At 42.0% G+C, this 15,382-nt stretch carries 13 protein-coding genes and 1 other RNA gene; 11 read left to right on the top strand and 3 right to left on the bottom strand.

What is annotated here, in order from left to right; all coding sequences use genetic code 11:
• Positions 1-22: 22 nt before the first annotated feature.
• Genes lpxB through AC1HJP_RS04550 form a run of 6 tightly spaced genes read left to right on the top strand, consistent with a single transcriptional unit; the run spans position 23 to position 7,951 of the window.
• Entirely contained in the window at positions 23-1,180 is a 1,158-nt protein-coding gene (lpxB, locus tag AC1HJP_RS04575; RefSeq protein ID WP_480360602.1) for a lipid-A-disaccharide synthase, read from the top strand.
• Positions 1,170-1,766, top strand: coding sequence for a ribonuclease HII (rnhB, locus tag AC1HJP_RS04570; RefSeq protein WP_480360601.1), 597 nt, complete (start codon positions 1,170-1,172; stop codon positions 1,764-1,766). The genes lpxB and rnhB overlap by 11 nt, the downstream gene beginning before the upstream one ends.
• Positions 1,766-5,257 (top strand): DNA polymerase III subunit alpha, encoded by a 3,492-nt coding sequence (gene dnaE, locus AC1HJP_RS04565; RefSeq protein ID WP_480360600.1) that lies wholly within the window; start codon positions 1,766-1,768, stop codon positions 5,255-5,257. The genes rnhB and dnaE overlap by 1 nt, the downstream gene beginning before the upstream one ends.
• Before the next feature lie 14 nt (positions 5,258-5,271).
• Entirely contained in the window at positions 5,272-6,228 is a 957-nt protein-coding gene (gene accA / locus AC1HJP_RS04560; protein WP_130257115.1) for an acetyl-CoA carboxylase carboxyl transferase subunit alpha, read from the top strand.
• 53 nt (positions 6,229-6,281) lie between these two features.
• A complete protein-coding gene (tilS, locus tag AC1HJP_RS04555; protein WP_480360599.1) occupies positions 6,282-7,607 on the top strand; it encodes a tRNA lysidine(34) synthetase TilS in 1,326 nt (441 codons plus the stop codon).
• Positions 7,608-7,609: 2 nt separating this feature from the next.
• The gene (locus tag AC1HJP_RS04550; protein ID WP_480360598.1) at positions 7,610-7,951 is read left to right on the top strand and encodes a hypothetical protein; all 342 of its coding nucleotides are present in this window, start codon (positions 7,610-7,612) and stop codon (positions 7,949-7,951) included.
• A gap of 51 nt (positions 7,952-8,002) precedes the next feature.
• Here the strand turns inward: AC1HJP_RS04550 and AC1HJP_RS04545 are convergent, their stop codons facing one another.
• The gene (locus AC1HJP_RS04545; RefSeq protein WP_480360597.1) at positions 8,003-8,899 is read right to left on the bottom strand and encodes a GGDEF domain-containing protein; all 897 of its coding nucleotides are present in this window, start codon (positions 8,897-8,899) and stop codon (positions 8,003-8,005) included.
• 144 nt (positions 8,900-9,043) lie between these two features.
• On the opposite strand from AC1HJP_RS04545, the gene AC1HJP_RS04540 reads away from it, so the two are divergent.
• A complete protein-coding gene (locus AC1HJP_RS04540) occupies positions 9,044-11,017 on the top strand; it encodes a monovalent cation:proton antiporter family protein (RefSeq protein WP_480360596.1) in 1,974 nt (657 codons plus the stop codon).
• 85 nt (positions 11,018-11,102) lie between these two features.
• Positions 11,103-11,459, top strand: coding sequence for a hypothetical protein (locus tag AC1HJP_RS04535; protein ID WP_480360595.1), 357 nt, complete (start codon positions 11,103-11,105; stop codon positions 11,457-11,459).
• 54 nt (positions 11,460-11,513) lie between these two features.
• Here the strand turns inward: AC1HJP_RS04535 and AC1HJP_RS04530 are convergent, their stop codons facing one another.
• The gene (locus AC1HJP_RS04530; RefSeq protein ID WP_480360594.1) at positions 11,514-12,665 is read right to left on the bottom strand and encodes a patatin-like phospholipase family protein; all 1,152 of its coding nucleotides are present in this window, start codon (positions 12,663-12,665) and stop codon (positions 11,514-11,516) included.
• Positions 12,666-12,816: 151 nt separating this feature from the next.
• Here AC1HJP_RS04530 and AC1HJP_RS04525 point away from each other — a divergent pair, with 151 nt between their 5' ends.
• From AC1HJP_RS04525 to AC1HJP_RS04515, 3 genes are all read left to right on the top strand, one after another.
• A complete protein-coding gene (locus AC1HJP_RS04525; protein ID WP_480360593.1) occupies positions 12,817-13,707 on the top strand; it encodes a DUF3014 domain-containing protein in 891 nt (296 codons plus the stop codon).
• A 130-nt stretch (positions 13,708-13,837) separates the two neighbouring features.
• Positions 13,838-13,934, top strand: an RNA gene (ffs, locus tag AC1HJP_RS04520) — signal recognition particle sRNA small type.
• 128 nt (positions 13,935-14,062) lie between these two features.
• On the top strand, positions 14,063-14,401 hold the full coding sequence (locus tag AC1HJP_RS04515; protein ID WP_480360592.1) for a Tn7 transposase TnsA N-terminal domain-containing protein: 339 nt from the start codon (positions 14,063-14,065) through the stop codon (positions 14,399-14,401).
• Here the strand turns inward: AC1HJP_RS04515 and AC1HJP_RS04510 are convergent.
• A complete protein-coding gene (locus tag AC1HJP_RS04510) occupies positions 14,398-15,342 on the bottom strand; it encodes an ion transporter (RefSeq protein ID WP_480360590.1) in 945 nt (314 codons plus the stop codon). The genes AC1HJP_RS04515 and AC1HJP_RS04510 overlap by 4 nt on opposite strands.
• Positions 15,343-15,382 lie beyond the last annotated feature (40 nt).

Here is a 15,382-nt window from a genome sequence, read left to right as displayed (position 1 = left end):
TTTATTTAAAAAGAATTAGAACATGACGACAAATACACAGCCAATCACGATTGGTGTTGTTGCGGGCGAGCTGTCCGGCGATATTTTGGGTGCAGGCTTAATCAAAGCGTTGAAAGTACATTACCCGAATGCACGTTTTATCGGTATTGCAGGCCCTAAAATGCAGGCTGAAGGCTGTGAGAGTTTATTCGATATGGAAGAACTCTCAGTGATGGGGTTAGTTGAAGTTTTAGGGCGCTTACCTCGTTTACTGAAAATCAGGAAACAGCTAGTCCAGCACTTTATAGATAACCCACCTGATGTTTATGTGGGTATTGATGCACCAGACTTTAATCTTCGTGTAGAAAAGCCATTAAAAGCGGCTGGTATTAAAACAGTGCAATACGTGAGCCCTTCAGTGTGGGCTTGGCGTCAAAAACGCATCTTTAATATTGCTGAAGCAACCAGCTTAGTTTTGTCGTTATTGCCATTTGAAAAAGCTTTCTATGACAAACATGAAGTACCGTGTACGTTTGTCGGCCACACCTTGGCCGATGACATTCCACTTGAAACCGATACAAATGCGGCGAGAATCAAGCTAAACCTTTCTGCTGAAGATACTGTTTTAGCGCTGCTTCCAGGCAGTCGCGGCTCTGAGGTTGGCTTATTAAGTGAGACGTATCTGCAAACCGCTCAAAAACTACAAGAGCGTATTCCTGAGTTAAAAGTTATCGTGCCTTTGGTAAACGATAAACGCAAAGCGCAATTTACTGAGATCAAAGAAAAAGCCGCACCAAACCTAAAAGTTCAGCTGTTAGATGGACAATCTAGCGAAGCGATGACAGCAGCAAATGCCGTATTACTAGCCTCAGGTACCGCGACACTTGAAGCCATGCTGTATAAAAAGCCTATGGTGGTCGGGTATAAGTTTAAGCCTGTGAGTTATTGGATCTTCAAAAACTTTTTTACTTTTAATATTAAGTATTTCTCACTGCCAAACCTGTTGGCTGATGCGCCTTTAGTGCCTGAGTTTTTACAAGATGAATGTAATAGCGATGCGCTAGCCGATGCACTTTTTCCTATGCTAAAAGGCGATAGCCAAGTACTGATTGATAAATTTTACGATATTCATAACAACATTCGACTTGATGCCAGCAAACAAGCGGCTCTAGCAGTTAAGGAGCTTATAAATGCAAATTGAACGACCCAATGTTAAATATATTGCCGGTGTAGACGAAGTTGGCCGTGGCCCACTAGTGGGTGATGTTGTCACCGCGGCGGTTATTTTAGATCCGAATAAGCCAATTGAAGGCCTTGCTGATTCTAAAAAGCTTTCAGAAAAAAAACGTAATGCGCTCGCTGCAGAAATCAAAGAAAAAGCCCTTTGCTACCACATTGCGCGTGCCAGTGTAGCTGAAATTGACGAGCTGAATATCTTACATGCCACTATGCTTGCTATGAGTCGTGCCGTTGAAGGTCTGTCTATTCAGCCTGAATTTGTATTTGTTGACGGCAACCGTTTACCAAAACTAAGCATGGCAGCACAGAGCGTGGTGAAAGGCGATAGTTTAGTGGAAGAGATCAGTGCAGCATCAATTTTAGCAAAAGTTGCTCGTGACCAAGAAATGCTAGAGCTTGATGAACAATACCCAGAATATGGCTTTGCAGGTCATAAAGGCTACCCAACGAAAGCGCATTTTGAAGCGCTAGAGCAATACGGTGCAACGCCACACCATCGTACGTCGTTTAAGCCCGTACAGCGAATTTTGCAAAGTAAGGAGCAGTAATGCCAGCACCGCAGTTTGTTCATTTACGCGTTCACAGTGACTTCTCTATGGTTGATGGCTTGGCAAAGACCAAGCCGATTGTTGCGCGAGCACAAGAGTTAGCGCTTCCAGCTTTTGCTATTACTGATCAAATGAACTTATGTGGCCTTGTGCGTTTCTATGGCGGGGCACATGGTGCAGGTATTAAGCCAATCGTCGGGGCGGATATCTGGCTTAAAAGTGATGAGTTTCCTGAAGAGCCATGCCGTTTGGTGGTACTTGCTAAAAACAACGATGGCTACAAAAACCTGACTTTACTTATCTCGAGAGCGTACCAACGCGGTCATGTATTTCATCGTCCTGTGGTTGATAAGCAATGGCTTGCAGAGCACAAAGAAGGCCTAATTTTACTTTCGGGTGGTAAAGACGGCGATGTGGGTAAGGCGCTTCTAAAGCATAACCATCAGTTGGCATTAGATACTGTTGCTTTCTATGAAGAACACTTCAAAGATCATTTTTATCTTGAGCTGATCCGAACAGGTCGAGCTGACGAAGAAGATTACTTACATGAAGCGGTGAAACTGGCTGAGCAACGTGACTTGCCGGTTGTTGCCACCAATGAAGTGGTGTTTTTACACGAACATGACTTTGATGCGCACGAAATTCGTGTTGCTATTCACGATGGTTACACGCTTGAAGACAAACGCCGTCCAAAACGATTCTCAAAAGAGCAGTATTTAAAAACCCCTGAGCAAATGATTGAGTTGTTCAGTGATATTCCTGAAGCACTTGAAAACAGTGTTGAAATTGCGAAACGCTGTAATGTAACTGTTCAACTCGGAACTTACTTCTTACCAGATTATCCGACTGGTGATTTAAAAATTGAAGACTTCTTGGTTAAGGTCTCTGAAGACGGTCTTGAAGAGCGTTTGCAGTTCTTATTCCCTGACGAAGATGAACGCAAAGAAAAACGCGTTGAGTATGATGAACGTCTTAGAATCGAACTCGACGTTATCAACCAAATGGGATTCCCAGGTTACTTCTTGATCGTAATGGAGTTCATCCAGTGGAGTAAAGATAACAATATTCCAGTAGGGCCAGGGCGTGGTTCGGGTGCCGGTTCATTGGTGGCTTATGCACTGAAGATCACAGACCTTGATCCTCTTGAATTCGACCTACTATTCGAGCGATTCCTAAACCCTGAACGTATCTCAATGCCCGACTTCGACGTCGACTTCTGTATGGATAGACGAGACGAGGTAATCGACCACGTAGCTAAGTTATATGGCCGTGATGCTGTATCTCAGATCATCACTTTCGGTACTATGGCTGCAAAAGCAGTAATACGTGACGTAGGTCGTGTACTTGGTCACCCGTATGGCTTCGTTGACCGTATATCAAAGTTAGTACCGCCAGATCCGGGTATGACCCTAGCTAAAGCCTTTGATGTCGAGCCCCGTTTACCAGAAGCTTACGATGGCGATGAAGAAGTAAAAGAGCTTATCGACATGTGTCGCATACTTGAAGGCTGTACACGTAACGCTGGTAAGCACGCCGGTGGTGTTGTTATCTCGCCAACGACCATTACTGATTTCGCCGCGCTGTATTGCGATGAAGAAGGTAAGTTCCCGGTTACACAATTTGATAAGAACGACGTTGAAACTGCGGGCTTGGTTAAGTTCGACTTCTTAGGTCTCAGAACACTGACAATCTTGCAGTGGGCGCTAGATATGACCAACGAGCGTTTAGCTCGAGAAGGTAAAGAGCCTGTAGATATTAATGCTATTCCACTTGATGACAAAGCTAGTATTGAGCTATTGCTTCGCGCCGAAACCACCGCGGTGTTCCAGCTTGAATCACGTGGTATGAAAGACCTGATTCGTCGTCTTAAGCCCGACTGCTTCGAAGATATGATCGCACTGGTAGCCCTATTCCGTCCGGGCCCACTGCAATCGGGCATGGTAGATAACTTCATCGACCGTAAGCACGGCCGAGAAGACATTTCATACCCTGATGCACAGTATCAGCATGACAGTTTGCAACCTATTCTAGAGCCAACCTACGGGATCATCCTCTATCAGGAGCAGGTAATGCAGATCGCGCAGGTGCTAGCAGGTTATACGCTAGGTGGCGCTGACATGCTTCGTCGTGCGATGGGTAAGAAAAAGCCTGAAGAAATGGCGAAGCAGCGTTCAACCTTCGAAGATGGTGCCGTGAATAACGGGGTCGATGGCGAACTCGCCATGAAGATCTTCGACTTGGTAGAAAAATTTGCAGGTTACGGCTTTAACAAATCTCACTCAGCAGCCTATGCACTGGTTTCGTATCAAACTCTTTGGATGAAAACCCATTATCCAGCCGAGTTCATGGCTGCGGTAATGTCGGCGGATATGGATAACACCGATAAAATCGTCACCCTGGTTGATGAATGTGAAAACATGAAGCTGGCCTTATTACCGCCTAACGTCAATGAAGGCTTATATAAGTTTACTGTAAATTTAAAAGGCGAAATTGTTTACGGTATCGGTGCGATTAAAGGGGTAGGTGAAGGCCCGGTTGAAGCCATTCTCGAAGCACGTGAGCAGGGTGGTGAGTTTAAAGACTTATTCGACTTCTGTGCTCGTGTTGATTTAAAACGTTTAAACAAGCGTGTGGTTGAAAAACTGATTTATGCAGGTGCTTTAGACAAACTGGGACCTGAGCAAAATCAAGCTGGTCGTTCAATCCTAATCGCTAGCCTACCTGCTGCAATGAAAGCTGCTGAGCAGCATCACAAAGCAGAAGCGATTGGTCAAAGTGACTTGTTTGGTTTGCTTGCGACAGAGCCAGATGAAGTGGAGCAAGCGTTTGAGTCTGCTCTTCCTATGCCAGATAAAGAGTGGCTAAATGGTGAGAAAGAAACCTTAGGCCTGTATTTAACGGGTCACCCAATCAATCAGTATCGTAAAGAGTTAAAACACTATACGTCGGGTAAACTAGTTGACTTACAGCCGACTAACCGTGATGTTAGCGCTACGGCCGCCGGTTTGGTGATTAATGCAAGAACGCTGATTAATAAACGAAATCAACGTTGGGGTTTAATAACTTTAGATGACAAAAGTGCCCGAATTGATGTACGCTTATTTCCTGAACAGTACGAAACTTATCAAGAATTGCTGCAAATTAACCAAATCTTGGTAATATCTGGACAGGTCAGCTTTGATAACTTCTCTGGTGGCATTACAATGACAGCCAGAGACGTGTGTACCATAGCTCAGGCGCGTGAAAAACGCATCAGAGCAATAAAAATGACTCTAAATATGGTGCAAATTGACGCGAACTTCTTCGATAATTTACGAAAAGTCTTAGAACCTTATAAATTCGGTACTTGCGAAGTTAAGGTTCAATATCAGCGTCCTGATGCGTTAGCAGAACTAACGTTAGGTACAGAATGGTGTGTGACGCCAACAGATGATCTTATAACGCGATTATCTCAGTTAGCGGCACAAGATATAGAATTAGAATTTAATTAATTAGGTTGTAGAGCATGAGCCTCAATTATCTTGATTTTGAGCTTCCGATTGCTGAATTAGAAGCAAAAATTAAAGAATTACAAAATGTTAGCCGTTCAGGCAGTTTAGACCTGAGCTTAGAAGAAGAAATTTCTCGTTTAAAAGAAAAGAACGTTGAGCTAACTGAAAAAGTATTCTCTGAATTAGGTGCATGGCAGGTTTCTCAACTTGCACGTCACCCGTTACGTCCATATGCACGTGATTACATCGAGCGCATTTTTACTGAGTTTGACGAATTTGCGGGTGACCGTACGTTCGCAAATGACCCTGCAATTTTAGGTGGTGTTGCACGTTTAGACGGTAAGCCTGTTATGGTTATCGGTCAGCAAAAAGGCCGTGATACAGCAGAAAAGATTAAGCGTAACTTCGGCATGCCAAAGCCAGAAGGTTACCGTAAAGCCCTTCGTTTAATGGAAATGGCTGAGCGTTTTAAAATGCCAATCATTACATTCATTGACACGCCAGGGGCATACCCAGGTGTTGGCGCTGAAGAGCGTGGTCAAAGTGAGGCAATCGCACGTAACCTAAAAGTAATGGCTGCGTTAAAAGTACCAACAATTTGTACGGTTATTGGTGAAGGTGGTTCAGGTGGTGCACTTGCCATTGGTGTTGGCGACCGCGTAAACATGCTTCAGTACAGCACGTACTCTGTTATCTCTCCTGAAGGTTGTGCGTCAATCCTTTGGAAGAGTGCTGAAAAAGCGCCTCTTGCTGCAGAAGCGATGGGTGTATCGGCAACACGAGTAAAAGAGTTAGACCTGATCAACAACATCATCGACGAGCCACTTGGTGGCGCGCATCGTAACTACGATGAGATGGCGAAAAACTTAAAAGCTCAACTTAACCGTGACCTTGCTGAACTAACGGCATTAAGCACAGAAGATATGCTTGAGCAGCGTTACAAGCGACTAATGTCGTTTGGTTACTGCTAAACTTAAGCTTTTGAAAAAAGCCGCATTATGCGGCTTTTTTGCGTTTTAGAGTTATGAAACAAACCACGTTATTTAAACAGTTTAAAACAGCATTAGAGCCCAAATTACATTTAGGCTCAGGCCTAACGGTGGCACTTTCGGGTGGTGTCGACTCAGTCGTGTTATTACATTTGTGTAAGACCTACCTTGAGAGTCTAGATTCAAACCAATCCATTTCAGTCGAAGCTATTTATGTTAACCATGGCTTATCTGAAAACGCTCAAGACTGGCAAAAATTTTGTGAGCAGCTTTGTCTATCTCTGAATATTGCTTTTAAAACCAAAGCTGTTAATGTTCAGCCAACACCTAGACAGTCCCTTGAAGCACTTGCTCGAGATGCGCGCTATCAGGCGCTTGATGAGCTAGCAGAGCAGGGTAACTTAATTTTATTAGGTCAGCATGCGGACGATCAGTTAGAAACATTCTTATTACGACTCAAGCGCGGCTCTGGCCTTGCTGGGCTCTGTGCAATGCAAGATACAGTTCGTTTATCATCGGGCAGGCAGTGTATTAGGCCACTTTTAAACATCTCACGAGAAGACATTGAAGCATTTGCTCGCACTTTTTCTTTAGCGCATATTGAAGATGAGTCGAACCAAGATGATAAGTTCGACCGTAATTTCTTACGTAACCAAATCATTCCACAGCTTAAAAAACGCTTTAATGGCTTTTTAAAAAGTACGCTGCGCAGTATTGAGCTGTTACAACAACAGCAAGCCTTAATTGATGAAATAAGCCAAGCTGATTTATGGCTCTGTTTAGATAAAAACACTGTGCCAGCCACGCTAAAGCTCAATGAGTTAAAACAGTTTAGTGCGCTTAGGCAGAGCAATGTGGTGAGAGCATGGTTAAGCGATTTAGAAATAGTGATGCCGTCAAAAGCCCAAATGTCACAAATTTTAACGCAAAGCCTAGAAAGCCGTGAAGATGCGCAAATGCAAGTGCAGTTATCGAAAGGTGCGATCAGACGTTACAGAGATAAGTTGTATTTTGATGCGCAGGAGACCACTCCAAATAACGTTGAAAACATCGAAAGCACAATACTGGTCTTAAATAATAAAGCGACGTTAAAACGCGAGTCCGGCGGTTTACTAAGACTGCCTTTTGAGCATGAGCGCGTTTCTATCCGTTTTGGGCTGTTAAAGTCACAAATAAAACCATATAAGAAAGTACGCAGTAATACGTTAAAATATTGGCTTAAAGAGTTAAAAGTCCCCACTTGGCAGCGAGATAATATCCCCTTAGTGTTTTACGACGACAACCTTGTACAGGTCGTGGGTCATTTTGTATCTGCTGACTATATCAGTGAGGGTAGCGGTATTTCTTGGGAGTTAACCTAAATATGCAACAGAGACAAATTGGTCAATCATTGGCACAAAAATCCCCCATTGGCATGGTATTTACTTTGCTGCTTTTTATTCCTTTAGCTGCGGTTAGTGAGCTAATTGTTGGTAATTTAATCTCAGCGATAGTACTTGGTATGGTCACCGTGATTTTATTACTGAGCTATTGGCACGGAAAAGGTGGTAGCTTTTTTATTTTCGCGCTTTTAATGCCACTAGCTTTAGTTGTGATAGCAGAGTTACCTAGTTTTGTTGCCCTAGCGTGGTTAATTAATGCTTTTTTCTTTGGCGCTTCTGCTTGTTTGTTTGCTTATTTGCTGTGGAGCAAGTCAAAGCAATAGCTAGGGGTTGAAAGTGCCAAAGTAAGTTAGGGGCTTACTTTGGCGAGTTGTTTAGATAGCGCGTGCGCAGTTTCTGCCTGCGGCTTTCGCTTTATATAAACCTTTATCGGCTCTAGCAAAGATATTATCTTCGCAGTCTGCATTGTCGGCTAACGTGAAGCCAATACTGGTGGTCACTTCATATTTAGCCATCAGATCGCAGTGCTCGACAGATGCCATAATGCGTTCTGCAATCAACTTATTAGTAACAAATTCTGGGTCATCAATTAGAATTGCAAATTCATCTCCACCGAAACGATACACACTGTCAGTCGCTCTAATCGAGGCTTTTAAAATATTTGAAAACTCTATGAGCACATCATCACCCGCTTTGTGGCCAAAGTTATCATTTACTTGTTTAAAGTTGTCTAAATCAAGCAGCATCAAACTAAATTTACGTTGATGGCGACGGCCGTTTTCAATCTTCTGAACGAGGTTGTCATTAAATTGGCTGCGGTTATAGAGACCAGTTAATGAGTCTTTCGTTGCCAGTTGTAAAACACGTTGATACATCAATGCGTTTCGCAATGGGTAAACTAAAACTTGGTGTATTGATTGCAGTTTATTTTTAATGGCTGGGCTCAACTGGTATTGGCAAAAGTACACCAGCTTGCCTAAATGCTCGCCATTAAGGTCTAAATCAAAACTAAAAGGTGTGTACTGTTTATCACTGTCTTTTAACTGAAAAGCGCCTAATGCAGTGTGAAACTGTAGTCCTGACAATTTGATGATACGTTCGGCATGCTCTGCATAAATGGCTAGCAGCTCTTCGATATCAAGTGTTGTTTGCAGCTTTTCAACCAGACGATGAGCAAACATTGGCTCTTGATTAATATATTGCTCAGTATTAAACGGCAAATAGTCGCCACGCGTTGTGAGCCTTTGCGTCAGAATATGGACGTTTTCCATTAGTTAGAACCCCTAATTATCATAACTGAGTTCATATAAGCTATTTTTGTGCCAATTTTTTAAACTGGCTGAAAAACAATCGCTTGCTATAGTTAATTAAAGTCGAATTATAAACTTCAATAAAATTGACTCTCTGGAGGCCATTTGCAGAGCATTTACAGTCAAGTTTTTGCCTTATTGCTTGCCGCAATGATTTTGGTTTGGTTGTTCAAGCGCATTGGCTTGCCGGCAATTTTAGCTTATTTAGTCACAGGGGTACTGGCGAGTAGCCCGAGTATTGGCTGGATGAGTATGAGTGATGAAATGCACTTTATTGCTGAGCTCGGCATCGTCTTTTTATTATTTAGTCTCGGGTTAGAGTTTTCAGTACCTAAGTTAATGGCAATGCGTAACTTGGTGTTTGGGCTAGGCAGTCTTCAAGTAATAGTAACAATTCTAGTCGCTATCCCGATTGTGAAGTTTTTTGGTTATGGCTGGCTGAGTGCTTTTACAATCGGCAGTATCATGACCTTATCTTCGACGGCTGTAGTTGTCAAAATCCTGAAAGAGAATGCTGCGTTAAACCAGCGGCGAGGTCAGCTCTCTGTCGGTATACTTTTATTTCAAGATATAGCTGTTGTTCCACTTCTAATTTGTATTCCTTTGTTTGCCGAAGCTGATAATCAAATGTTGGCAAGCACCTTGGCGATAGCCTTAGCGAAAGGCGCGTTTGTCTGTATTTTACTGTGGGCTATTGGTAAATGGCTGTTGCCATTTGTCTTTAATGAAGTGGCACAAGTGAGAACCGATGAACTATTTGTGCTGTCTACTTTAGTGGTTGCTTTGTGCGCGGCTGGTCTGACTTACTTATTTGGTTTGTCTATGGCACTGGGCGCGTTTTTAGCAGGTATGATGTTAGGTGAAAGTCAGTATCGACATCAATTAGAAGCTGAGATCCGGCCCTTTAGAGATATATTAATGGGGCTATTTTTTGTCACTGTTGGTATGCAGCTCAATGTCGGCTTTGTTATTGAAATGTTTTGGTATATCTGTGCTGCATTAGTGGTTTTATTTGTCTTGAAATTATTGCTCATCTGGGGCTGCGCGCAATTAATTGGTGAGCGTAAAAAAGATGCCATTGCATCAGGTATTTTACTTTGGCAGATGGGGGAGTTTGGTTTTGTGCTCATCGCGTTGGCTTCAACACATGAATTAATGGCTTCTACAACCGCATCATTTTTAATCGCGCTGGGTGTATTTTCGATGGCCCTCACGCCTTATTTAATCAGTCAAACAGACCGTATTTTGGGAGTGTTAAACATTGATAGCGAACAAGGTAATGAACAATTTCAAAAAACGTTCGGCAGTCATAATTTAAATGGCCATGTTTTAATTCTTGGGTATGGTCGGGTAGGGCAAACCATTACGCGCTTTTTAAAACCAGAAGCCATCCCCTATGTTGCTATTGAGCGAAACCCACTGCTTGTACAAGAGGCACAAAACGCGGGAGAACCTGTTTTATTTGGGCATGCCGCGCAAAATACCATTTTAAAATCAGCCAAAGTTGAGCAAGCTAAGTTGGTGATAGTCACTATGTCTGACTTTGAACAAAATCAACCTGTAATAGATGCGATAAAAAGAGTCGCGCCGGGTGTCTCCATTATTGTTCGTGCCACAGATGATATACACCTTGAAGACTTTAAAAAGATGGGGGTGGCAGAAGTTGTGCCTGAAGCTCTTGAAGCAAGTTTAATGCTTATTTCTCACGTACTACATATGTCGGGTGTGCCGATGCGCCGTATATTACGCCGAGTAAGCCAAGAGCGTGAAAATCGTTACGAGTTTCTCCATGGCTTTTTTACCGACGGCTCCGTGGAGCAAAATAGCGAGCCTTTAGAGCGTTTAGAATATCTGCATGCCATTGCTTTACCAGAGTCAGCCTATGCTATTGATAAACAAATTGCGCAGTTAAATTTAAATAAGCAGCGAGTCGTGATCACCGCACTGCGCCGAGATGGGCAAGAAATTGAATCTCCTGATGGCGACGTCATATTGCAAGCAAACGACATTCTATTGCTAAAAGGTAAGCCCAGACGCGTAGAGCGAGCAGAGCAATTCTTGCTAGAGGGTCTCTCTTAATTCATCTTAAGTATTTGCATAATATAAGGGTTCTAATACCTACAATCTCGAGTCCTTATGAAAAACTCTAAATAAGGATCCTGAGATGAAAGTAGGTATATTTTGGTTTGTTGAAAACACGTTAGTATATAAGGCTGAAAACACCTTAAGCATAAATAAAGACAGTCTAGGTTTAGTGGATAGTAACTTTAAACACGCTGAAGAATGGGAGCTTAACTTGCTCCATGCGCAATTTAATTTACATATTCCATCTAGTGCTTACCACCACTTTCCAAGAGGAAGAGTGATATTTGACAGTAAGAGCCAAGTTAGTAAAGTCTATTTAGATAAAACAATTTTCACTTGCTTAGTTAAAAACATTCTTATTACGGAGTTTGAACTAGATCGTGAGACAACAAAGTGGTTTTCTGATCCGCATTATCGATGCTTTTATGAAATTTAATCAAATGCAAGTTTATACCTTAAAATTAAAGTAGTAAAAGCATGTTTTGCTTGTTCAGTTTAGCTCAAGAAATTCCCTAATTTCATCGAGCCTATCTAGTCCATCTTGATATCCAAACTCAATGAGCCTTCGGGTATAGGCTTTCTCAAACATTAGATAGCTCGGTAAACTCGATTCAGAATGTTTTTTCACACCAATGGTTCGAAGAAGCGCTCTCACAGCTAATGGCATACTTTCATAACATTCAGCAGCTAATTCGTTAAAGTTTTGCGTCGGGTTAATGACCAGTGTCGATATTTGTTTAAGCTCTTTGTGCTTGTTTCTCGCACTCGTAGGTAATAGACCAATGGTTCTATTGACGCGTTGTAAGCGCTCTAGGTCTGAATGTAATGTGTCAGCAAATACGCCATCAAGAAGGTGGCCTGCAACTGTTGATACACCAGGGAAGTGAGGCTCATAACCAACTTCTCGTTGGCGTTTAGGTTGCTCCACACCAATAATAAATATTTTATCAGCACCAAGGTGAATTGAGGGGCTGAGTGGCGAAAGCTGGTGAACCGAACCATCACCGTAATAATGGTGTTTTAATCTAACACTCGGAAAAACCATAGGAATGGCACTCGATGCCATGAGCAAGTCAAAAGTAATTTGCCCTGCAACGCCTTCACGTTTAGCGCGTTGCCATGGGGCGGCATTATTCGACTGAAACACGGCCACTGATTTTCCGGTTGAATAACTCGAAACTGTAACAGACACAGCCTCTAAGTATTTTTTATGTAAGTTCCTATCAATGCGAGATAAATCTAAAACATCATTAAGCAATGCTCGAAGCGGCGAGTTGTCTAGTAGGCTAGCGGGTGGGTGATTTAAATAGTCAGATTGAAAGCTGCGCATCATATTACCGAGAATATAACTCGACGCGCCTGAGAATGAACTCTTATAGACCATATGGGTATGAAACTGGCGCCATACCCATTCTATTTTGCGTACAGCCAAGTGCATACATGAGGCATAGCAAGCCATCGCAGCTGAGTTAATTGCGCCCGCAGATGTACCATCAATAATTTGAAAAGGAATTTTGGCATTGCGAGGCATGCTTAAAGCCAAAGCCTTTAAAACGCCGACTTGATAAGCCGCTCTTGCGCCACCACCGGTCAGTAGCAAAGCCATTTTTGAATGCTGAGTATTTTGCGGTTTTTTTTCCATATTCGCCCTTAATTATTATGAACTTTTTGCTGCGAATGCCATCAGTTACCGTATATCACTTGCAACAATCACTCAGTGATATATCTTTACTTTATAACTAATTATAGAATATTCAACGGAATATTGTGTTCAGCCATTAAACGGAGCAAACATGTCAGAACAACCTTCTTCAAAGCCTTCCCAAACCCAGCTGCTATTTGCAGCCGTTGTTGTTATGGCGTTAATCGTCGTTGCTGTTTTTGTGTTATCAAGCAAATCAGAGCAGCCTGTCGAAAATGAAAAGTTTAAGCAAGACGTCGTCGTGCCTGCCGCAGAGCCTGTAAAACCAGTCAATACGGCACAAAGTCAACCAGAGCCTGAGTCAGAACCTGAGGTTGTAGAAACATATGAACCTGAACTGCAGCCAGAACCGACATCTGAGCCTGTTGCAGAGCGTGTTGTTGAAGTAAAACCTGCTGAGCCTCAGCTTCCATCGTTGGATGAGAGTGATGTAGAAGTACAGCAAAGCTTAGGTGAATACCTCACTGAGCAATCTTTAGGTTTGTTAGTGACTGAAGATATGGTTCGCAGAACTGTGGTATTTGTAGATAACTTAGCGCAAGGCAAGCTTGCGAAAAAGCATGCGCCAGTGAGTGCACCGGTTGATAAGTTTATGGCGCTTGAGTCAGACATCATCATTACAGATCCAAATAGCTTTGAGCGTTACACACCTTATGTCGACATGTTAACGCAGATGAGCAATGCGCAAATCGTACGTGTGTATAAAAAGTTTCAGCCACTTATTTTTGAAGCCTATGAAGAAATTGGTTATGAGGGCGAAGACTTTAATTACACATTAAATGAAGCTATCACAGAGCTTTTAGACACGCCAATTCCTGAAACAAGCTTGCCACTGATTAAAGATTCTGTGACTTATAGCTATGCATATCCAGAGTGGGAAAAGTTATCAGACGCGCAAAAGCAGTTCTTACGTATGGGTCCTGCTAACATGAAACGTGTTAAGACTAAGCTTGAAGCAGTGAAGAAGTCTTTAGCAAATTAATCTCGCCATATTTTAAGCCGATTGTTTAAGCATTAGGCAATCGGTTTAATTAATTCAGTTTTTCCTTGAATCTAAAGCACATTATAGAGATAATCCTTCCCGCGCCTAACAAGGCCCACTATGGTGGTCTTATTGGTCCTCTCGCAACAATAGTTCGTGAACCTGGTCAGGTCCGGAAGGAAGCAGCCACAGCGAATGACTTGTGTGCCGGGATGTGGCTGGTAAGACTACCACCCAATCCTTCTTAACTGATGTTTGAAGCATAAGCTGTCATATCTGAACTAATTCTTGTCATAATTTGAACAATAACCTGTCATAGTCTGTTTTTTAGTCATAAGCCGTTTGGGTTTTGATTATGATCAGACGTAAAATAAAGCACTCGCGAGTTAAGAACCTATTTAAGTTTGCTAGTCAAAAAAATGGGCAAACGCTTTTAGTTGAAAGCTCTTTAGAGTTTGATGCCTGTTTTCATTTCGAATACTCACCCAAAATAAAAGCCTTTGAAGCTCAACCTTTGACTTACAAATACTATTTTGATGGCAAATATAATAGATATATACCTGACTTTATGCTTACTAATACTTCAGGTGAACAACAGCTTATTGAAATAAAACCACAGAAGAAAATTATAAAATCAGACTTTAGGGAGAGATACTCTGAAAAGCGTAAAGTTGCTAAAAATGAGTTGGGCTAGTTTTTACCGCAATGTACGCACTTCACAGGTTTAGAATTGTGTCTATTATAGTTTAATATTACGTGCTCAAGTTCTTGAGATGAGATCCCCATTGATTGAGATAACTTCTCAATAGCAGCTTGCTCTTCTGAAGTAATTATACCGTCCTGAAGTGCGGTTGCTATCTCACGTTCTAGAAGTTGCTTCCGCGTTCTCAGTTCATCACCGAACTTAGCAGCAAGCATTGCAGCAGGTAGAGCGACGATACCAACACCTAGCAACATAATAAATATGGATATAAATTTACCTAAAAAAGTGATTGGTATAACATCCCCATAACCAACTGTTGTCATAGTCACTACAGACCACCAAATAGCGCTAGGAATACTATCAAACACATCGGGTTGAGCCTCATGTTCAACGCTATATATAACACTGGCTGACATTATTACTAAAACACTCATGATTATAATTGCAGCACCTATACTGGGTAACTCCTTTTTGAAGACATCTATAAATAAATGAAGCCCTTTGAAATAGTGTGTTAGTTTTAATAGTCGAATCATTCTCAACATACGCAGATATCTTAGATCTATTGCAAATATGAATGATAAATAAAAAGGGGCTATTGCTAACAAGTCAATCAGTGATACCGGGCTTAATAAATACTTAACCCTTGATTTTGTTGGTCCAGAACGCTCACTAAGCGGTGATTCAACTGAAACCCAGATCCTCGCGAAATATTCTAGCGTAAACACAACAACAGAAAAGGTGTTAAACAAGAGGAATTCTTGGTGGTACATTTCGCCTATTGGTTTATAAGACTCAAGAATGATAGCACTCACGTTTAAAATGATAAGTACTACGATAAAGCCGCTAAATAATTGACTAGTCCTTGAACCATCGAACCCATGTTCAAGAATATCGTATATTTTTTGTCTAGTTGTTAGTGCCTTGCTCATCTATTTTACCGCTAATTTTTGAGTTAACTTTTAAAGCTTA

The organism is Pseudoalteromonas sp. NFXS53 (assembly GCF_056629255.1).
The sequence above is the reverse complement of the archived record's forward strand: the minus strand, read 5'-3'. Positions and strand labels throughout refer to the sequence as shown.